Origin of the sequence: Kocuria sp. CH-021, from assembly GCF_049716185.1 — a bacterium.
Lineage (GTDB): Bacteria > Actinomycetota > Actinomycetes > Actinomycetales > Micrococcaceae > Kocuria > Kocuria cellulosilytica.
This window is the reverse complement of record NZ_JBNAFK010000023.1, coordinates 1-19,705: the sequence shown is the minus strand read 5'-3', so window position 1 is coordinate 19,705 and position 19,705 is coordinate 1. Positions and strand designations below refer to the sequence as shown.

At 66.0% G+C, this 19,705-nt stretch carries 15 protein-coding genes and 2 pseudogenes; 10 read left to right on the top strand and 7 right to left on the bottom strand.

Translation table 11 applies throughout. The features are described 5' to 3' along the window. Positions 1-80: 80 nt before the first annotated feature. Entirely contained in the window at positions 81-1,238 is a 1,158-nt protein-coding gene (locus ACPYN7_RS15390; protein ID WP_424348213.1) for a glycosyltransferase family 4 protein, read from the bottom strand. A gap of 254 nt (positions 1,239-1,492) precedes the next feature. Here ACPYN7_RS15390 and ACPYN7_RS15385 point away from each other — a divergent pair. Next, positions 1,493-2,144 (top strand): annotated as a pseudogene (locus ACPYN7_RS15385) (IS5 family transposase); the annotation flags it as partial. On the opposite strand, the pseudogene ACPYN7_RS15380 reads toward ACPYN7_RS15385, so the two are convergent. From ACPYN7_RS15380 to ACPYN7_RS15370, 3 genes and pseudogenes are all read right to left on the bottom strand, one after another. Next, positions 2,110-2,238, bottom strand: a pseudogene (locus ACPYN7_RS15380) (IS3 family transposase); the annotation flags it as partial. The pseudogenes ACPYN7_RS15385 and ACPYN7_RS15380 overlap by 35 nt on opposite strands. Before the next feature lie 301 nt (positions 2,239-2,539). Beyond that, positions 2,540-3,259 (bottom strand): hypothetical protein, encoded by a 720-nt coding sequence (locus ACPYN7_RS15375; protein ID WP_424348212.1) that lies wholly within the window; start codon positions 3,257-3,259, stop codon positions 2,540-2,542. 361 nt (positions 3,260-3,620) lie between these two features. Beyond that, positions 3,621-3,875 carry a transposase gene (locus ACPYN7_RS15370; protein ID WP_424348244.1) on the bottom strand — a complete coding sequence of 85 codons (255 nt, stop codon included), beginning with the start codon at positions 3,873-3,875 and terminating at the stop codon, positions 3,621-3,623. A gap of 182 nt (positions 3,876-4,057) precedes the next feature. Between ACPYN7_RS15370 and mfd the strand changes: the two genes are divergently transcribed. The 7 genes from mfd (at position 4,058) to ACPYN7_RS15335 (ending at position 15,023) form a co-directional block, all read left to right on the top strand. Beyond that, positions 4,058-7,783, top strand: coding sequence for a transcription-repair coupling factor (mfd, locus tag ACPYN7_RS15365; protein WP_424348211.1), 3,726 nt, complete (start codon positions 4,058-4,060; stop codon positions 7,781-7,783). A gap of 372 nt (positions 7,784-8,155) precedes the next feature. Next, on the top strand, positions 8,156-8,707 hold the full coding sequence (locus ACPYN7_RS15360) for a hypothetical protein (protein WP_424348210.1): 552 nt from the start codon (positions 8,156-8,158) through the stop codon (positions 8,705-8,707). After that, on the top strand, positions 8,704-11,064 hold the full coding sequence (locus tag ACPYN7_RS15355; protein WP_424348209.1) for a PKD domain-containing protein: 2,361 nt from the start codon (positions 8,704-8,706) through the stop codon (positions 11,062-11,064). Before ACPYN7_RS15360 ends, ACPYN7_RS15355 begins: the two co-directional genes overlap by 4 nt. Before the next feature lie 216 nt (positions 11,065-11,280). Further along, positions 11,281-12,606: a DUF1972 domain-containing protein gene (locus tag ACPYN7_RS15350; protein WP_424348208.1), complete on the top strand. Its 1,326-nt coding sequence runs from the start codon at positions 11,281-11,283 to the stop codon at positions 12,604-12,606. 173 nt (positions 12,607-12,779) lie between these two features. Beyond that, the gene (locus ACPYN7_RS15345) at positions 12,780-13,349 is read left to right on the top strand and encodes a CDP-alcohol phosphatidyltransferase family protein (protein WP_424348207.1); all 570 of its coding nucleotides are present in this window, start codon (positions 12,780-12,782) and stop codon (positions 13,347-13,349) included. Positions 13,350-13,489: 140 nt separating this feature from the next. Further along, on the top strand, positions 13,490-13,954 hold the full coding sequence (locus tag ACPYN7_RS15340) for an adenylyltransferase/cytidyltransferase family protein (protein ID WP_424348243.1): 465 nt from the start codon (positions 13,490-13,492) through the stop codon (positions 13,952-13,954). Between the two features lie 67 nt (positions 13,955-14,021). Further along, positions 14,022-15,023, top strand: coding sequence for a glycosyltransferase family 2 protein (locus ACPYN7_RS15335; protein WP_424348206.1), 1,002 nt, complete (start codon positions 14,022-14,024; stop codon positions 15,021-15,023). Here ACPYN7_RS15335 and rfbA read toward each other — a convergent pair. Further along, positions 14,963-15,850, bottom strand: coding sequence for a glucose-1-phosphate thymidylyltransferase RfbA (rfbA, locus tag ACPYN7_RS15330; protein WP_424348242.1), 888 nt, complete (start codon positions 15,848-15,850; stop codon positions 14,963-14,965). The genes ACPYN7_RS15335 and rfbA overlap by 61 nt on opposite strands. A 67-nt stretch (positions 15,851-15,917) precedes the next feature. On the opposite strand from rfbA, the gene rfbB reads away from it, so the two are divergent. After that, the gene (gene rfbB / locus ACPYN7_RS15325) at positions 15,918-16,916 is read left to right on the top strand and encodes a dTDP-glucose 4,6-dehydratase (protein ID WP_424348205.1); all 999 of its coding nucleotides are present in this window, start codon (positions 15,918-15,920) and stop codon (positions 16,914-16,916) included. Between the two features lie 17 nt (positions 16,917-16,933). Continuing rightward, positions 16,934-18,355 (top strand): sugar nucleotide-binding protein, encoded by a 1,422-nt coding sequence (locus ACPYN7_RS15320; protein ID WP_424348204.1) that lies wholly within the window; start codon positions 16,934-16,936, stop codon positions 18,353-18,355. 76 nt (positions 18,356-18,431) lie between these two features. Here the strand turns inward: ACPYN7_RS15320 and ACPYN7_RS15315 are convergent, their stop codons facing one another. Both ACPYN7_RS15315 and ACPYN7_RS15310 read right to left on the bottom strand, forming a co-directional pair. Further along, on the bottom strand, positions 18,432-18,878 hold the full coding sequence (locus ACPYN7_RS15315) for a hypothetical protein (RefSeq protein ID WP_424348203.1): 447 nt from the start codon (positions 18,876-18,878) through the stop codon (positions 18,432-18,434). Positions 18,879-19,067: 189 nt separating this feature from the next. Then, the gene (locus ACPYN7_RS15310; protein WP_058873403.1) at positions 19,068-19,508 is read right to left on the bottom strand and encodes a hypothetical protein; all 441 of its coding nucleotides are present in this window, start codon (positions 19,506-19,508) and stop codon (positions 19,068-19,070) included. Positions 19,509-19,705 lie beyond the last annotated feature (197 nt).

The following is a 19,705-nucleotide window of genomic DNA, read 5'->3' as shown; positions in this document are numbered from 1 at the left end:
GACGTGCTTCGTTCGGATCCCTTGGGAGCGGGCCGGTCTGGGTGCGTCCGTCGGTCGACGGCACGCTGAGCGGCGTCGACCTAATCGTCGCTGTGGAGTCCACGGGTGACGTTGTCGAACCGCTCCAGCCAACGGCGCCAATTGAGACGGCTCGCGTAGGTCTCAAACGCGCCTTCACTCAGTTGACCCAGCTCATTCGAGGAGATGACCTCGGAGATCTTCCGGGCGAAATCCACGCCCGTGCTGCCTGGAGGTAGTCGATATCCGTTGACGCCATTGCGGACATAGTCGGATATGCCGCCGGTGTCAATAGTGAAGGACGGCAAGCCGTAGGCGGAGGCCTCGCAGAACACGATGCCAGTGCATTCCGCCTGCGTGGGGAGAATCAGGAGGTGGGCTGTGGCCATGAGCTCGTTAAGACACTTGACATCGACCGGATCATTTTTGTCCAGGAAGCCGTGGGTCACGAGGTTGTCGTCGCGGTGGTGTAGAGGAACCTCGGTTCCGACCACGTGCAGACGGGACGCGATCCCGTGGTCGTTGAGAGCCCGGCAACACTCCACTGCGATGTCGCCGCCCTTTCTTGCCCAGTCGACCCCCACGAAGAGAAGAGTCAGGGGCCTGCGTTCGTCATGATCGTCCCCTCGGACGGAGTCGCAGAATGTCCTGATGGTTGTCGGGTCGTCGTCCAGCAGGTTGGCGCCGAACTCGATGACATGGACTTTGCCGGGATGCTGTCCGTAGTCAGCGACAGCGGAGGCCTGGGCCCAGCCAGCACCGACGATCACCGTGGTCGCATGATCCAGTGCCTTCCGCTGCACGGCATTGCCCTGCTGGTAGTTGAACTTCATGAAGTTACTGTGGGAGGGATAGTAGTCGTAGAGAGATTCGAAGGTTGCGTCACTCAGGTAAACGGTCGGCTTGTCAGTTTGCAGGCCTGCGAGGCAGGACGTGGTGAGCGGAAAGAACAGAAGATCGACCTTTTCGACGAGATGCTTGTCGAGACTTCTTGCCAGCCTTCGGGACGCGAGGCGGGTGAAGTTCACCGAGAAGTTCTTGCCGCGGAGCCGTGCCAACCATTCCAGGCCGTGACTGTACGCCCTCAGGACGGCGTCGGGTCGGTAGGGAATGTGAACCACGGAGTGTCGCTGGGAGAGTGCTTCGAACAGCTTGAAATTGGTGCCTGAGGCCGCTCGGCGGTCGTCCAGGGGCCAACGTGATACGAACCCGATCTGCATCTGCGTCCTCTCGCCGGGGCTCGACCCGGAACACCGGCTCGTGTCTCACCCTCAATGTCCTCCGCGAGGAGGGTAAGGCTGACGTGCCCGGACAGGACAGGGAACGAAAGCCATGACGACCAGACTATGTGGAGACCTCCGTCCCGACGCAACGACGTCCGTGCGGACAGCTGGTGTTACGGCCTTAGAAGTGGTTTCAATAGTTATGGGTGAGGCATTGAGCGGTGCCTGGCTGGCCGGTGATCATGGCTGCCATGACGAGTTCGAAGATCTCCCGCCGGCTGGTCAGCGACCAGTTGTGGGAGTTGCTGGAACCCTTGATCCCGTCACCCCCACCGGCGAAGAACGGCGCACCCGGCGACCGCGCGTGGATGACCGAGCGGTCCTCAACGGCATCCTGTTCGTGGCCGAGAACGGCATCGCGTGGAAGAAGCTGCCCGTGGAGCTGGGCTTCGGCTCCGGGATCACCTGCTGGCGCCGGCTACGGGCCTGGCAGGAAGCCGGGGTGTGGGAGAAGCTGCACCACGCCGTGCTCGAGCAGCTTGGCCAGGACGGTCAGCTCGACTGGGCGCGGGCGTGCCTGGACTCGGTCAGCGTCCGGGCGAAAAACGGGGCGAGTTGACCGGACCCAACCCCACCGACCGCGGCAAGGCAGACACCAAGTATCACCTGCTGGTTTCGGCCGATGGGTTGCCCCTGGTGGTGTCGATCACCGGGGCCAACAGGCACGGCTCCATGCTGGTCGAGCCGATCCTGGACGGACTGGCGCCGGTCAAAGGACCGGGGCCCGGGCGTCCACGGCGCCGACCGGGCAAGCTGCACGCGGACGAGGCCTACGACGACAATAGAGTGCGCCGCTACCTGCGCCGACGCGGAACCACCGCCCGCATTGTACGGATGGGGAGATGCCGAGATCAGCCGCGGTCTGCTTGACCTGGCGGCCCTCGGGCACGAGAGCGATCGCTCGCGCACGGAACTCCGGTGGACAAGGGCGAGGCATAGCGGTGAGCCTTCCATGAAGGTCTTCGGCTAGCGACCGTCACTGGAAACCAAACCGTAGGTCAGGTCACCCGATCTGGCTTGGCCGTAGGGCGGCCTGGAAGGGTGATGCTGAGCCCGCTCCCTACCCTGGAACGCACGATTTCCTGGGTGCTGCGCTTCAAGCCTCCCGGGCTCCGCTACGACCGCACCGAAGCCACCATGTTCCCGCTGCTGGCCCGCACCATCATCAGCCTGCGCCGACTGCGCCAGGTGACCAAGCTAGGAGATCATGTGTATAGGCATTGGGGACCACGCCGCCACTATTTGCTCCTTCCAGCGTGCGGTACGCCCTCACTCCGACTGGTGATCACCACAGAAATCAACAGAATGGCTGACATCCCAAGTAGTTCGCCCCCGGTTTCGACAAGTATGAGTTTGCCGATGAAGTCCTGTGCCACGGGAACCGAGCCTAGCGCGATCGTTAGTACGTCGAGGATCACGGCGAAGGTTGCTACGAAGGCTATGGCCAGCACAAGCGCCCATGAATCCCGCTTGGCTCGGTGGTCAGCAGCCCTGTGCTTGATTAACCACCACACGCCGAGCGGTATGGCCACACATCCCCAAAAGAGGAGTTCTCCGATGTCCTGAGTCCTTAAACCGGGGCCGATGGACGTCTGGGGAGCCATTACTGCTTCAACTGCATGGCCTGTCGTTTCATGGAGTCGAAGAGAATCGTCGAGAACCAGCGCTGTGAGGATGGCGGCCCATGCCAGGTATACGGGTTGCCGAGTGCGACGCCACGTGAGACAGAGCAGCACGGCCGCCATCCCCAGTTGCACATATCCGCTGACCTCTATGGCCGACCTGTCCTCATCCCCGTCCCATCCAGGCCAACGGAGGAAGCGGACGCCGAAGTCATTTTCCGACCGGTCGCTGACCATGTGGTAAGCAACATTGGCGCCAAGAACAAGACCATCTAATATCAGTACCCCGATCGCTGTCAGTACAACTATTTCGGGAAATCGAATACGTTTTGTCATCGACCCATACGACCGACGATTCGTCCTTAAAGGTCCCCCCATGAGCTCATCGTATTGATCTGTCGCTAGGACTCCTACTGTTGGAGGGCTAGATGACGTGGGTCTGTCGCCCTGCGGGAGTCTGCGGCTCGGTGCGGCTCGAAGATTCGGCTGTGTCAACGACGCATCTGCACAGTATTTGTCCGGCGTCGACAGGCCGTCATGGGTGTCCGCGGCCCGGGCCAGCACGTACAGGGGCGCGTCGTTGCGATCGGTGAGCAGACGGCACTTCGTCCCCAATTTGCCGCGCTCGGTCGGGGTGGGACCGATCAGCTCGCCCGCCCCTTGCGCACATCGACATCGAGTCGATGCTGGGCCGGGATCAGCCGAACATCTGCTCCTCGGAGAGCTCCTCGAGCACGGCCCAGCGGAGCTTCTCCCAGACTCCGGCCTCCTGCCAGCGGCGCAGCCACCGCCATGCGGTGTGTCCGGACCCGCAGCCCAGTTCCCCGGGCAGGTCCCGCCACCGGCATCCAGTGTGTAGTACGAACGGTCCCCCCAGAGCCGCCAGGTCATCGATCCGAGGCCGCCCACCTGGACCTCGCGCCTGAGCTGGAGGCGGGATGAACGGGGCGATCAGCTCCTACAGCTGATCATCGACCATCCACTGTTGCTTCTTCATGGCTATGCAGGCATGGTCAGCCCACTCGATGAGAGCGAGCCACAACCGATCAGGTTTCGAGACCATGTGTAAGCTGAGGTCCGCGATCATTGGCCATGATGGTCCCGTCCCTCAGCATCCCAGGAGACTGCTTCCTCATGACCTTGTCCGGACTGCTCGCCGCCCTCGGGGCGGAGCGCTCCTTCGCCAATCTCCGCACCCAGGCCGGCCTGCCGCCGGGGGAGCGCAGCGCCGAGACCGTGATCAGCGCCCCGGACGGGATGCGCGCGGTGCTCACCGCCCAGCTGCGGACCGCGCTCGACGACGCCCCGGCGCCGGACGACGACCGCGCCCCGGTGCTGCTGGCCGTGACCGCGACCGGCCGCGAGTCCGAGGACCTCGCCGCGGCCCTGGGCGCGTACCTGCCGGGGGAGGAGGTCGCGGAGTTCCCCGCCTGGGAGACCCTGCCGCACGAGCGGCTCTCGCCGCGCTCCGACACCGTGGGCCGCCGCCTCGACGTGCTGCGCCGGCTGGCCGGCCGGGACACCGAGCGCCCGCTGCGGGTGCTGACGGCCCCGGTCCGCTCCGTGCTGCAGCCCGTCGTCGAAGGCCTGGGGGACATGGACCCGGTGCGCTTCGCCCGCGGGGAGGAGCTCGACTTCGACGCCGCCGTGAGCGCGCTCGCCGAGGCCGCCTACGCCCGGGTGGACATGGTCACCCGGCGCGGGGAGTTCGCCGTGCGCGGCGGGATCATCGACGTGTTCTCCCCGGTGGAGGACCATCCGGTGCGCATCGAGTTCTTCGGCGACGAGGTCGACGAGCTGCGCTGGTTCGCCGTCGCCGACCAGCGCACCCTGACCACCGGGGACCACCCGGACCGGCTCGTGGCCCCGCCATGCCGCGAGGTGCTCATCACCCCGTCCGTGATGTCCCGGGCCGCGAAGCTCAGGGACTCCCTGCCCGGGGCCGAGTCGATGCTCGAGCGGATCGCCGGCGGCATCTACGTGGAGGGCATGGAGTCCCTCGCACCGCTGCTCGTGGACGGCATGGTGCCGATGCTGTCCCTGCTCCCGCCCGGCTCGCTCGTGGTGGTCATGGAGCCCGAGAAGGTCCGCACCCGCGCCCACGACCTCGTGGCCACCAACGAGGAGTTCCTCCTCGCCGCCTGGGACTCCGCCTCGGACGGGCAGTCCGCGCCCATCGACATCAGCTCCGCCGAGCAGGCGGTCCAGGCCGACGACGGCGAAGGGCGCACCCTGGCCTCCGGGTCCTTCCAGACCCTCGCCGAGGCCCGGGCCACCGCGCTGGGGACCGGTCTCGGCTGGTGGGCCGTCACCGCGCTCAACGTCAACGCCGTGGCCGGCCAGGACGTGGACGCCGACACCGCCGCGGAGGACATCGCCCTCATCGACTCGGACGCGGACACCCTCACCGTGGCCGCCCGGGACCCGCTGGGCTTCCACGGGGACGTCGAGGCGATGCTCGAGTTCCTGCAGGGACGGGTGGCCGACGGCTGGCGCGTCGTCGCCGTCACGGAGGGCCCTGGACCCTTGGCCCGGATCGCGGAGCTGCTGCACGAGGCCGGGATCCCGGCCGCCCGCCGCGAGTCCCTCGCCGAGGAGCCGCAGCCCGGGATCGTGGAGCTCACCACCGCAGTGGCAGGCAAGGGCTTCGCCCTGGACGGCCCGCGGATCGTGCTGCTCACCGAGGCGGACCTGCTCGGCAAGGCCAGCCCGTACACCACCAAGGACATGCGCAAGCTCCCCGTGCGGCGCAAGCGCAACGCCGTGGACCCCCTGACGCTGAGCCCGGGCGACTTCGTGGTGCACGAGCAGCACGGCATCGGCCAGTTCGTGGAGCTCATCCAACGGCCCATCGCAGGGGCGATGATCAAGCCCGGGCAGCCGAAGCCCGTGCGCGAGTACCTGGTGCTCGAGTACGCCCCGTCCAAGCGCAACGGCCCGCGGGACCGGCTGTTCGTGCCCACCGACCAGCTCGACCAGGTCACCAACTACGTGGGCGGCGAGACCCCGAGCCTGTCCAAGATGGGCGGGGCCGACTGGAACAAGACCAAGCGTGCCGCCAAGAAGGCCGTCAAGGACATCGCCAACGAGCTCATCCGGCTGTACTCGGCGCGGATGGCCTCCCGAGGCCACGCCTTCGGGGAGGACACCCCGTGGCAGCGCGAGCTCGAGGAGGCGTTCCCCTACATCGAGACCCCGGACCAGCTGACCACCATCGACGAGGTCAAGGCGGACATGGAGCGGGAGGTCCCCATGGACCGGCTGATCTCCGGGGACGTGGGCTACGGCAAGACCGAGGTGGCCGTGCGGGCGGCGTTCAAGGCCGTGCAGGACGGCAAGCAGGTCGCCGTGCTCGTGCCCACCACCCTGCTGGCCCAGCAGCACGCCGAGACGTTCACCGAGCGGTTCTCCGGCTTCCCCGTGCGCCTGGCCGCGCTCTCCCGGTTCCAGACCGCCAAGGAGACCAAGGAGACGCTCGCCGGGCTCCAGGACGGGTCGATCGACGTGGTGATCGGCACGCACCGGCTACTGTCCAAGGAGGTCCGGTTCAAGGACCTGGGCCTCGTGGTCATCGACGAGGAGCAGCGCTTCGGCGTGGAGCACAAGGAGAAGCTCAAGGCGATGCGCACCGACGTGGACGTCCTGGCGATGTCCGCGACGCCCATCCCGCGCACGCTCGAGATGTCGCTGACCGGCATCCGCGAGACCTCCACCCTGGCCACCCCGCCGGAGGAGCGCCACCCCGTGCTCACCTACGTGGGTGCCTACACCGACAAGCAGGTCTCCGCCGGGATCCGGCGCGAGCTCATGCGCGAGGGCCAGGTGTTCTACATCCACAACCGGGTGTCCTCGATCGAGCGCAAGGCCAAGGAGATCGCCGAGCTCGTGCCCGAGGCGCGGATCGCCGTGGCGCACGGGCAGATGTCCGAGTCCCGGCTCGAGCAGATCATCGTGGACTTCTGGGAGAAGAAGTTCGACGTCCTGGTGTGCACCACCATCGTGGAGACCGGCCTGGACATCGCCAACGCCAACACCCTGATCGTCGACGGCGCGGACCGCTACGGGCTCTCGCAGCTCCACCAGCTGCGCGGGCGCGTGGGCCGCGGCCGGGAGCGGGCCTACGCCTACTTCCTGTACCAGGCCGAGAAGCCGCTCTCCGAGACGGCGCTGGAGCGGCTCAAGGCCGTCGCCGCCCACAACGAGCTCGGCGCCGGCATGCAGCTGGCCGTCAAGGACCTCGAGATCCGCGGCGCCGGCAACCTGCTGGGCGGGGAGCAGTCCGGTCACATCGCCGGGGTGGGCTTCGACATGTACCTGCGCCTGGTGGGGGAGGCCGTCGCCGAGTACCGCGGCGAGGAGGACGAGCGGCCCACGGAGATGAAGATCGAGCTGCCGGTCAACGCCTACCTGCCGCACGACTACGTCCCGGGGGAGCGGCTGCGCCTGGAGGCCTACCGCAACCTCGCCAACGCCGCCACGGAGGAGGCGATCCAGGAGGTCGCCGCCGAGCTCGTGGACCGCTACGGCGAGGTGCCCGAGCCCGTGCAGAACCTGCTCGAGGTTGCCCGCTTCCGCGTGGCCGCCCGCGCCGCCGGCCTCACCGACGTCGCGGCCCAGGGCAACATGGTCCGCTTCGCCCCGGCGGACCTGCCCGAGTCCCGGCAGATGCGGCTCACCCGCCTCTACCCGGGGGCGCAGATCAAGACGGTGCCCGGCACCGACACCTCCCAGGTGCTGATCCCCAAGCCCAAGACCGAGCGCATCGGCGGCAAGGACCTCGTGGACGGCGCGGTGCTGGCGTGGGCGCGCGAGGTCGTCGAGGCGGTCTTCGCCCGCTCGGAGACGTTATCCGGCCGATGACCGAACGCTCCGGGAGGCACAAGCCCCGAACCTGGATACGACATCAATAAACTTACTTCGTTGCTGATGTGAATCCCCACATCCTGCTGGGGCTGCGGTGCTAATTTTGTCCCACGTCACCGCGATCGACAGTCGTTCTCCGTTCACCTGATGTCCCCGCAGTGACGACATCGACGAAAAGCGGCTGCAGAAGCGTTGATGCCGTGCGCCGGTTCCCCGGCGTGACGGCGGCAGACCTCCTCGAACAGTCGCACTCACGGGAGGGCTGTCGGCATGCAACCACACCATCGGAGATCCCGCCGCTCAGCAACCGGTGAGTCCCTGTCAGGCCGAGCAGGCGTGCGAGCGCTCGCAGTTGCTTCCGCCGGGGTCATGGTCGTCGTCGGCGGCTTCGGCGTGGTCCAAGCCACAACGCACGAGCCGGAGAATCCCAGTGCCGTCAGGAGGACCGCCGTTGTGCCCGCGCCCCCGGCCAACGACACCGGCAACGGCCGCGAGTCTCGCCGAACGCTGCCCCCCGTAGCACGGGCCAAGACGGTGGAGCCCGCTGCGGGTCTGACCGTGGCGGTGGAGGAAATCCGTGCGACAGCGTCGAACGCCCTGGGCCCCGGCATGATGAGCGGACCGGCCGTCACGGTCACAGTAACCGTTCGCAATGAGACGGGACGTCCGGTACGTGCCCCGGGTGGCGGCACCATGACGCTCACCTACGGTCCGGAGGACACTCCCGCCGACATCTCGCCGCAGCAGGACGACCAAGCAGTGCCGGCTGTCATCGCAGCGGGGAGCGAGGTCAGTGGCTCGTACACATTCCTCGTGCCCGAGGACAAGCGGAGCGAGCTCACCATCACCTTCGACTACAGGCAGTCGGACCCCGCTGCCGTCTTCACCGGGGTCGTCGACAACGGGGGGGCCGGACAATGACACGCGAACCAACAACGACCGCCGCCGCCGGACGCCCCGGACGGCGAGCACATCGTCGTGGGTTCCTGGCCACCTGCCTGGCATTTCTGCTGTCGGTGGGCGCGGGACTGGCGGACACCGAAGTCACAACGGCGGCCGCCGCGACCGATACGAATGCGACCGTCTCAGCGGACGCACTGCCCACGGTCCAGATCGACGGCGTGGTGTGGGAACAAGCCGTCATCGGGGACATCGTCTATGCCGTGGGGGATTTCAGCACGGCACGGCCCGCAGGCGCGCCGGCCGGGCAACAAACGGTCCGGCGGACCCACATCCTCGCCTACAACATGACGACGGGTCTGCTGGTCGACTCGTTCGCCCCCACGCCCAATGCGAAGGTGATGACCGTGGCGGCCAGCCCGGACGGCTCCCGACTCTACATCGGTGGAAACTTCACGCAGATCGATGGTGTCAGTGCCACGCGCCTCGCGGCCATCGACCCAGCGACCGGGGCCGTCGACACCGCCTTCCGTCCAGTTGTGAACGGCCGGGTCGATACCGTCGTCGCCAACAGTTCAACGGTCTACTTCGGCGGGTGGTTCAACGCAGTCGGTAACCAGTCCCGAAGTCGGATCGCATCCGTGGACGCGAGATCCGGAGCACTGCGAAACTGGGCTCCTGTTGCGGACAACGCAGTGGAAGCACTTGCCCTGTCCCCGGACGGCAGCCGGATCGCAGTGGGCGGACGCTTCGCCACCCTCAACGGCTCTTCGAACCCCGGGCTGGGCATGGGGCTCCTCAGTACGGCGGACGGCTCTTCGATGCCGTGGGCCGTGGGGTCCGTCGTGCGCAACTACAAGACCGGTGGGATCTCTTCCCTGTCCACGGACGGTACAGCGGTCTACGGCAGCGGCTGGGACGCAGGAGCCGAGTCGAACTTTGAGGGCGCTTTCTCCGCGTCGTGGAACGACGGCTCGATCAACTGGCTCGAAGACTGCCACGGGGACTCACACTCCGCCCTTCCACACATGGGTGTCGTCTACGTGGCGGGCCACCCGCACTCCTGCTCCGGCGTGCGCGGGTTCCCGGAGACCAATCCGCGAACCCATCACCACAGCCTGGCCTTCTCCACCGAGACGACGGGGGTGCTCGCCGCGGAACCATCATCCAGCGGCTACACCAACTTCGGAGGCCGACCCGCGCCCAGCCTGCTCAACTGGTTCCCCGATTGGTCGATCGGCAGCTACACGGGGCAGAACCAAGGTCCGTGGACGATCGCAGCGAACGGCAAGTACCTGCTCTACGGTGGCGAGTTCACCCGGGTCAATGGAGTGGGGCAACAGGGGCTCGTGAGATTCGCCATGCGCGACACCGCGCCCAACAAACGAGGACCGCGGTTGTCGGGCCAGAACTTCCCGGTGACGGCCACCTCGCCGGAAGCCGGCAAAGTCAACCTGACGTGGCGGGCCAACTGGGACCAAGATCACGACACCCTTCAGTACAAAGTGATTCGGGATGGGAACACCACCACACCTGTCGGGACGGTGGAGGGCAAGAGCCGTTTCTACACCCAGCCGAACATGGCCTATCAGGATGGGTCCGTGACGGAGGGTGAGCACACGTACCAGGTCGTCGCCACCGATGCCGCAGGGAACACGGCTGCGTCGGCACCGGTCACGGTGGACGTGGTTGGCGGCACGCCCCCCGAGGAACCCGAGGAACCCACGGATGGATCGATCCTCATCGATGATACCTTCGACCGCACCGGTACCGGTTGGGCTTCCCCGGGAACGGGACTGACATGGAGCACTTCCGGGGGAACAGGTATCACGTTCGCCACTGAGAACGGCCACGGCGTGGTGTCCTGGACCACCGCCGGGAAGTCCGGCACGGCGACCGTGACAGGTCTGGACGCTCAGACGGACACGGACATGACGGGGATCGCTGCGCTGGATCCGGCTCCCACAGGCAACGGCGGGTACTGGACCCTGCGCAGTCGGCTGGGCGCGGGCGACGAATACAGGGCTACTGCCAGAGTCTTGAACTCGGGGAGTGTCTACGCCTCATTGGGTGTGTCCATCGATGGCAACGAGCAGACAGTGGCTTCGGTCAAGGTTCCGAATCTGACGTACGCGGCGAACGACAAGATCTCGCTCCGTTTCTCCACAACGGGGACGAATCCCACAACGCTACGGATGAAGATCTGGAAGACGGGAACGACAGAACCCACGGACTGGACGTTGTCCACGACCAACTCCACGGCTGAACTCCAACGTGCGGGCGGCGTCGGCGTGCGGTACTACATCTCGGGCAGTAGTACCAACGGTCCGGGGAAACTGTTCTTGGACCGCTTCACGGTACGCAAGCCTCAGACGTGAACATGGAGGTTGGTGCATAGTACTCACGACAGGACCGTTCTGGGGGGAACGGATCCGACGGAGGGGTGGTCTTGCCCGAACGAATGGGTTCGAAGGCATGGAGGAGCAGGGCGGGCTCAGAGAGCCCGCCCTGCTCGGCAGGAGCGTGCCGCGCAACGAAGAGGCACGCCGAGCCCCGCCCTAGCCACTCGCGAAAACGAGGACGACAAGGGGGGAATGTACGTGGTGAACGGTTCGAGAGAGGGATCAGGAAAAGTATGGCGGCCATTGCACGTGGGGATGGTCGGGACCCGGGGCGTCCCCGCAGCCTATGGAGGGTTCGAGACAGCCGTCGAGGAGATCGGAGCTCGACTGGTGGAACGGGGACATCAGGTCACCGTGTACTGTCGGCGTGGCAACGCAGCGCAGTCGGTGGGGGCAGGCGCGACCGGCGGACTGGGATCGTATCGCGGCATGGAGCTGATTCATCTTCCGGCTCTGCGTCTCAAGAGCTTCGAGACGCTCAGCCACACTGCCGTGTCCTCAGTACACCACCTGTGGCACCGGAAAACGGACGTCAACTTTGTTTTCAACGCCGCCAATTCGCCCTTGCTCAGGGTGCTGCGGGCCGGGGGAACTCCGGTGGCGGTCCACGTCGATGGCCTTGAGTGGAAACGCGGAAAATGGGGACGCCATGGCAGGGCCTACTACCGAATGGCGGAACTGCTCGCCGTCCGTGGGGCGGACGCGCTCATCGCCGACGCCGAGGGCATCCAAGACTACTACCGGCACGAGTTCGGCGCGGACACCACTTTGCTGACCTATGGAGCACCTGTGCTGAACGACGTGCGCGGGTCCGTCGTCGAAGCCGTAGGGCTTTCTCCCTTCGGCTACCATCTCGTCGTCGCCCGCATGGAGCCCGAGAACCACGTTCATCTCATCGTCAACGCCTATACCCGCAGCCGATCGACACGTCCGCTCGTGATCGTCGGCACTGCTCCCTACGCTGCGGAGTACATCGATGCCATCCGCCGGACGGCTACCGCCGACCCTCGGATCCGGCTGGTGGGCGGCATCTGGAACCAGGAGCTGCTGGATCAGCTCTACGGGAACGCTCTGAGCTACGTTCACGGGCATTCGGTAGGGGGGACGAATCCATCGTTGTTGCGGGCAATGGGAGCAGGAACTCCCACCCTGGCGTTCGACGTCGTGTTCAACCGAGGGGTGCTCGACCACCTCGGTCGGTACTTCAAGACCGAGGACGAACTCACGCAGCTCTTCGAGGAGATGGAGGCGACTGCGCCCGGCGAACTTCAACGGATCGGCGCCGGTCTCCGGCAACGGGCGTCCGTCCAGTACGACTGGAACACGGTCACGGATGGCTACGAGCGGTTGGCCGCTGATCTTGCCGCAGGATGGTCGACGCGGGGCCGGTCGAATGGCAGACGACGCTCGGACGGAATTGCGTGGAGCGGCGAACGTAGTGCCACCGAAGTGGCGCCCGAATCCGGAGCACCGAGTCATCAGTTCGGTCTGCGTAACGGGGAGGTGCGGCAGCAGTGACGGACACTCGCCGTTCCCCCAGGATGGAAAGCTATCGGGAGACGGTCGCCCGGCTGAGCTCGGCCCAAAAGGGCCGTGCTGCCGGCGCCCCCGCGTATTCGCTACTCGTCAACCGCCCCGCAGGACGTTATCTGGCGGCTTGGGCGCATCGGACGGGTCTGTCCCCCAATCACGTGACCTTGATCAGCGCCTGTTTCACCTTCTCCGGACTGGCCGTGGTCGGTCTCGTCCCTCCCGAGTGGTGGACGGGCCCCGTGGTGTGGTTCCTGCTCTTCCTCGGGTATGCCCTCGATTCCGCCGACGGACAGGTGGCCAGACTGCGTGGGGGAGGGTCAGCGGTAGGGGAATGGTTGGACCATGTCGTGGACTGCATAAAGACGTCCATCCTGCACATCGTTGTGACGATAGCCGCTGTTCGGTTCTTCGCCCTGGACAGTCTCGTGTGGTGTCTGGTCCCCCTGGGTTACCTGGTCGTGGCCAACGCCTCCTTCTTCGCCATGATTCTCAACGACTCGCTCAAGCAAATTGCGGGCGTCCGCCTGCGCCAACCGGGGCAGTTCCGCTGGTCACGCTCACTCCTGGTTCTGCCGACCGACTACGGCGTCCTATGCCTGGCATTCCTGACGTTGGGTTGGCCGGAACTCTTCATGGCGGTCTACACCGTCCTGTTCGTGGCGACTGCCGGGCACACGGCGTTGGCCCTGCCGAAGTGGTTCCGCGACATGGGACGGCTTCCCCGATGAGATCGATGAGCGCAGAGACCAGGAACAGGCCGGTCCACACCGCGGGGGTCGCCGCAGACCCTGGCACGCCCGCAGGGGCCGGCGACCTCGAGCGGACACCAAGCCGACAGGACGTGGAGATGGCCGCGCCCGAACATGCAATGTCGAGCCATGGACCAGTGGTGGGATACGCAGCCGGGGCCTTCGATCTGTTTCATGTCGGGCACTTGAACATTCTCAAACAGGCCAAGCGACGGTGCGACCATTTGATTGCCGGCGTAGTGTCCGATGAGATGCTGGTGCGGTCGAAGGGTCGCCTGCCGGTCGTCCCCGCCGAGGAGCGGGCCGAGATCGTGAGGCACATCGATTGCGTGGACCAGGTGCACGTCGAGACCGTACCCGACAAACTCGAGACGTGGCGTGAGCTCCGGTTCAACATCTTCTTCAAGGGAGACGACTGGAGGGGGACGCCGCGGGGACTATCGCTCGAGGAACGGTTCGCCGGGGTCGGCGTGCAGGTCGTGTACTTTCCATATACCGTTCACACCTCGTCAACCACGCTCAGAGCAGCCCTGGCAATGCTGGGCACCCCGCCCCTGGACCAGCTGAGGAACAGTCGACCGTGATCGTCGAGAGTGGACATGCGGTCGACGCTTGCCGTTACAGGACCCCAGGGAATCTGGGGTTTACAGGATGACCGAGTTCGCGGGCACCGTCGGGATGGTGGTCGTTGCAGTTCTGACGTACCGGCGCCAACGGGATCTGGAAGCACTCCTTCCGCTGCTGGTGGACCAGGTGTCGCGCGCCTGCTATCCATCCCAGGTCCTGGTGGTGGACAACGACCCGGACGGGCAGGCTCGTGCCACAGTCACAGCCGTGGACGGGCCGGTCCGTTACATCCACGAGCCGGAGCCCGGCATCGCGGCAGCTCGCAACCGCGCGCTCGACGAGTCGCGTGGCGCGCGGGCGGTGGTCTTCATCGACGATGACGAACGACCCGGACCGGACTGGCTGGACACCCTGGTGAGCCACTGGCGGAGGTCCGGTGCCACTGCTGTGGTGGGGCCTGTGGTCTCCAGCTTCGACATGCCATTGCCCATTTGGGTGGCCTCCGGTGACTTCTTCCGACGTCGCCGACTTCCGACGGGCACGCGTGTGGACGTGGCCGCCACCAACAACCTCCTCCTGGATCTGAACTGGGTGGACCGCCAGGGCCTGCGTTTCGACGTTGCCTTCGGTCTCTCGGGGGGCGAGGACACGCTGTTCACCCGGCAACTCGCTCGATTGGGCGGAACGATGGAGTGGAACGATCAAGCGCTCGTCACCGATGTGGTGCCTGTGGCCCGCTCCACTCGTGGGTGGGTCCTCCAGCGCGCACTGAGCAGCGGGAACACCTGGAGTCGGGTCTCGTTGGAGCTTGCGGAGAGCGGCGGCGAGCGTCTTCGGCACCGGGTTGTCCTCGTCGGCCGAGGTACGCTGCGCCTTGTCGTCGGAACCGCCAGGGCGGGGTGGGGAACAGCCGTCGGCCGTATGGATCACCAAGCCAAGGGTGCCCGGACCGTGGCAAGAGGACTCGGGCTAGTCCTGGGCGCTTGCGGCTACGTGCACAGTGAGTACAAGCGGCTCACGCCGGGTCAGCGGATGACCTGCAGGGAGTTCCGTTCGTCAATGAGACCCAGGAGATACCGTCCGTAGCCGCTCTTGACCAGACCCGCTGCGCGTTCTTCCAGTTCACCGTCCGTCAGCAGGCCCATGCGCCAGGCCACCTCTTCGGGGCAGCCGATCGACATGCCTTGACGCGCTTGTACGGTGCGGATAAAAGCCGAGGCATCGGCCAGGGAGTCGAACGTTCCGGTATCGAGCCAAGCTGTGCCTCGGTCGAGAATTTCTACGTGCAGCTCCCCGCGCTCCAGGTAGATCCGATTGAGGTCGGAGATTTCCAGTTCGCCCCGGGCAGAGGGACTGAGCCCTCGCGCTAACTCCACCACCTGGTTGTCGTAGAAGTAGAGGCCTGGAACCGCATATGGACTGCGCGGGTGAAGCGGCTTCTCTTCGATCGAGACGACGCGGCGATCGTCATCGAACTCGACCACTCCGTAGGCGGTCGGATCGGCGACCCGATATCCGAAGATGGCAGCTCCGGAGACATCGGTGTAGCGCCGGAGCTGGGTGCCGAGACCGGGACCGTAGAAGATGTTGTCGCCCAGTACCAGGCAAACCGGATCGTCTCCGATGTGCTGGGCCCCCAGCGTGAATGCCTGTGCCAGCCCGTCCGGACTGCGCTGAACGGCATAGCTGAGCGAGATGCCGAACCGCGACCCGTCGCCGAGCAGCCGTTTGAACTGAGGCTCGTCATCCGGGGTGGTGATGACCAGTACGTCGCGGATGCCCGCGAGCAGCAGCGTGGACAACGGATAGTAGACCATCGGCTTGTCGTAGACCGGAACGAGCTGCTTGCTGATGCCCTGTGTGATCGGATGGAGGCGGCTCCCTGTGCCCCCCGCAAGAATGATTCCCTTCATGGTCCCTATCTCAGCATCGGAGACATCATTCGGCAGGTGGAATTGCCCAAGTCGTACGATTGTGACCATGGGGAGACTTCTCGTGACCGGGGGAGCCGGTTTCATCGGATGCAATTTCGTGCGGACCGCGTTGTCGGCGACCGACCACCGTGTGACCGTCCTGGACAAGATGACGTATGCGGCCAACGCTGCCTCGCTCGCAGGACTCGATCCTCGTCGATGCGAACTCGTCGTCGGAGACATCACGGATGCTGTGCTGGTCGAGGGGCTGGTGGCCGAGGCGGACATCGTCGTCCACTTCGCAGCGGAGTCCCATAACGACAACTCGCTCGAGGATCCGTGGCCCTTCGTGCACACCAACCTCATCGGGACCTACACGCTTCTGGAAGCCGTGCGCAAGCACGGGGTGCGCTTCCACCACGTCTCGACCGACGAGGTGTTCGGAGACCTTCCGCTCGATGATGCAGTGAAGTTCACCGAGACTACTCCCTACAACCCTTCGAGCCCTTACTCTGCGACGAAGGCCGGCTCGGATCTTCTGGTGCGGGCCTGGGTGCGCTCCTTCGGGGTCGAAGCCACACTGAGCAACTGCTCCAACAACTATGGCCCATACCAGCACGTGGAGAAGTTCATCCCGCGGCAGATCACCAACATACTTGATGGAGTCCGCCCTAAGCTCTACGGCGAGGGCGCGAACGTCCGGGACTGGATCCACGTCCAAGACCATTCACGTGCAGTCCTTCGAATTCTGGAGGCCGGCGTCTCGGGTCGTACGTACCTGATCGGTGCGAACGGAGAGCAGGACAATATGACGGTGCTTCGGATGATTCTCCGGCTGATGGGGCAGGACGAGGACGACTTCGAGCAGGTCCGTGACCGCGCCGGTCACGACCTGCGTTATGCCATCGATGGGCGCCGCATGCGTGACGAGCTGGACTGGGTCCCCCGGTTCACGGATTTCCGCGCAGGACTGAAGCAGACGATCACGTGGTACACCGAGAACCGAGACTGGTGGGAACCGGTCAAGGCCAGCACGGAGGCCAAGTACGCGAAGGCAGAGCAGTGAGCGGTTCTGACCCACAGGTGGAAACCACCGCCATCCCGGGTCTACTGGTGGTTCACCTCCCGGTACATGCGGACAACCGAGGGTGGTTCAAGGAGAACTGGCAGCGCAGGAAGGCGGTAGCGGCTGGGGTGCCGGACTTCGAGCCGGTGCAGAACAACATTTCCTTCAACGGCAGCAGGGGCACCACCCGGGGCATTCATGCCGAGCCTTGGGACAAATACGTGTCCGTTGCCCAGGGGCGGGTCTTTGGGGCATGGGTCGATCTCCGGCAGGGAGCTACCTTCGGTCGTGTCGTCACTCGCGAGGTCGGACCGGACACCGCGATCTACGTTCCCCGCGGTGTCGGCAATGCCTTCCAGACATTGGCAGATGGAACCGCGTACACCTACCTCGTGGACGACCATTGGTCGGTCGACAACCAAGGCGATTACCGTTTCCTCAACCTTGCCGACGAAACAGTGGCCATCGGCTGGCCGATTCCCCTGGTCGACGTGGAACTGTCCGACAAGGATTTGAACCACCCGCGTCTGGGGTCGGTAGAACCTTTCGTTCCGGCGCCAATTCTCGTAGTGGGCTCTACCGGCCAGCTCGGTCGAGCCCTTGTCGATCTGCTCGAGGCCAAGGCGATGCCGTATCAGGCCGTCGGCAGGGACGTGCTGGACCTTTCGAACCCGCCCGCATGGGGCGAAGACATCCGAAGTGGGAACGGTCTGCGCCGTTATCGCGCGGTGGTCAACGCGGCAGCGTATACGGCGGTCGACGAAGCAGAGGCGCCGACCGGCCGATCGGCGGCCTGGGCGGTGAACTCCACCGGCGTGTCCGCATTGGCCGCCGCTTGCGGAGCGGCGAACGTTCCGTTTCTGCACGTGTCCACGGACTACGTCTTCGATGGCGGGTTGCCTCTGGAACGGGCTTATTCCGTTGACTCCCCGGTCGCTCCGTTGTCCGTATACGGCCAGTCGAAGGCCGCAGGGGAGGCCGCCGCGACGTCCGTGCGCCGGCACTGGCTGGTGCGCACCAGCTGGGTGATTGGCCGCGGCCCCAATTTCGTGATGACCATGGAACGACTCGCCGCACAGGATGTCGATCCAAGGGTCGTCAATGACCAGGTCGGTCGTCTGACGTTTGCTGAGGACCTGGCCGAAGGCATACTGCATCTCGTGGACACAGCCGCTCCTTTTGGAACGTATCACCTGACCGGCGCGGGGACCCCGGCGTCGTGGGCGACCATCGCACGATGGGTCTTCGAGGCCGTCGGTGCGGACCCTGACCGGGTCATTCCGGTGTCCACGACCGATTATGTTGGGAGCCGCACCGGAGTGGCGCCCCGTCCCGCGAACAGCTCTCTGGACCTGTCGAAGATCCGGGCGACCGGCTTCACGCCGCGTGACCACAAGGTATCCGTGATGGAGAGGGGCTGGCGGCGGTCCGCGGAGTGAAGGAACGGCCGCTCCCGCGCGGAAGAGGATGTTCGTCGTCGGCCTGTGAGCTGTCCGCGAGCTGGCGGACGAAGCGCTACTCGGTGGCCTTGCCGTACTTGTCGTGGTGGTGGACGGCGGCGGTGCGGGCGTCACGCTCGCGGGCGTCCCGCGGGCCGTCGTCGAACGCGGCGGCGGTGCGGTCCACACCGGGCACCTCGGTGGTCGAGGGGACGTCCATGGCGACGGTGCGCCCGCCCTCGGCCCGCTTCGCGGTGCTGGACTGCAGGATCCCCACCGGCACCAGCAGGGCCAGGGCGTAGAGGCCCAGGCCGATGATCCAGACCAGGGGGCTGTTCGGGTAGCTGGCGAAGGCGATGAAGCTGCCGATCATGATGGCCATGCAGACCACGAGGAAGACGAGGTTGTTGACCGTGCGTCCCTGACCGGAGTGCGAGCGGACGGCGGCGCCGCTGCCGCCGCTCCGGCCGGTCGACGCTCCGGTCGCGGACGTGCTGGTGGACGACGGAGCTCTGTTGGCCATGGTTCCCATCCTTCTGGCGATCTGGGGGCGGCCGGCCACGGGCGGGCCGCGATGCATTCGCGTCCAGTCTAGTCGTTCGGGCCGACACCCCGGACCCTCCCCGTGAGCACGGACGGCTCCTGCCGGGAACGCGCACGGCCCCCTCCCGCAGGTCGCGGAAGGGGGCCGTGCGTCGTCGTGCGGGCAGGGCTACTGGGTGGCCTTGCCCAGGGTGTCGTCCTTGTGCTCCGAGCGGACCTCGGCGTCCCGGGCGCCGATGTCCCGGGGCCGGTCCGGGAAGCTCTCGGCGGTGGTGGGGGTGCCGGCGACCTCCGTGGTCGGGGGGACGTCCATGGCCAGGGTGCGCCCACCCTCGGCCCTCTTGGCGGTGCTCGTCTGCAGGATGCCCACCGGCACGAGCAGGGCGAGGGCGTAGAGGCCCAGGCCGATGATCCAGACCAGGGGGCTGTTGGGGTAGCTGGCGAAGGCGATGAAACTGCCGATCATGATGGCCATGCACAGCACGAGGAAGACGAGGTTGTTGACCGTGCGGCCCTGGCCCGAGTGGGAGCGGACGGCGGCGCCGCCGCTGCGAGCGCGGGGCGAGGCGTCCTCCGAGACGCTGGTGGACGACTGGGCTCGGTTGGCCATGGTTCCAATCCTTCTGGCGGTGGGAGGCGGCCGGTCACGGGCGGCCGCGGAGGCGTTCGCGGTCAGTCTAGTCGTTCGGGCACGGTCCGCCGGGGTGCGGCCCGCGAAGGGCGCGGCGGTCTCAGACGCTATGGGGGTAGGCGGTGCCTGGGTCTTGTGACCGGGGCCCCGCTTATGCAGAGTACGTGGATCGCCCT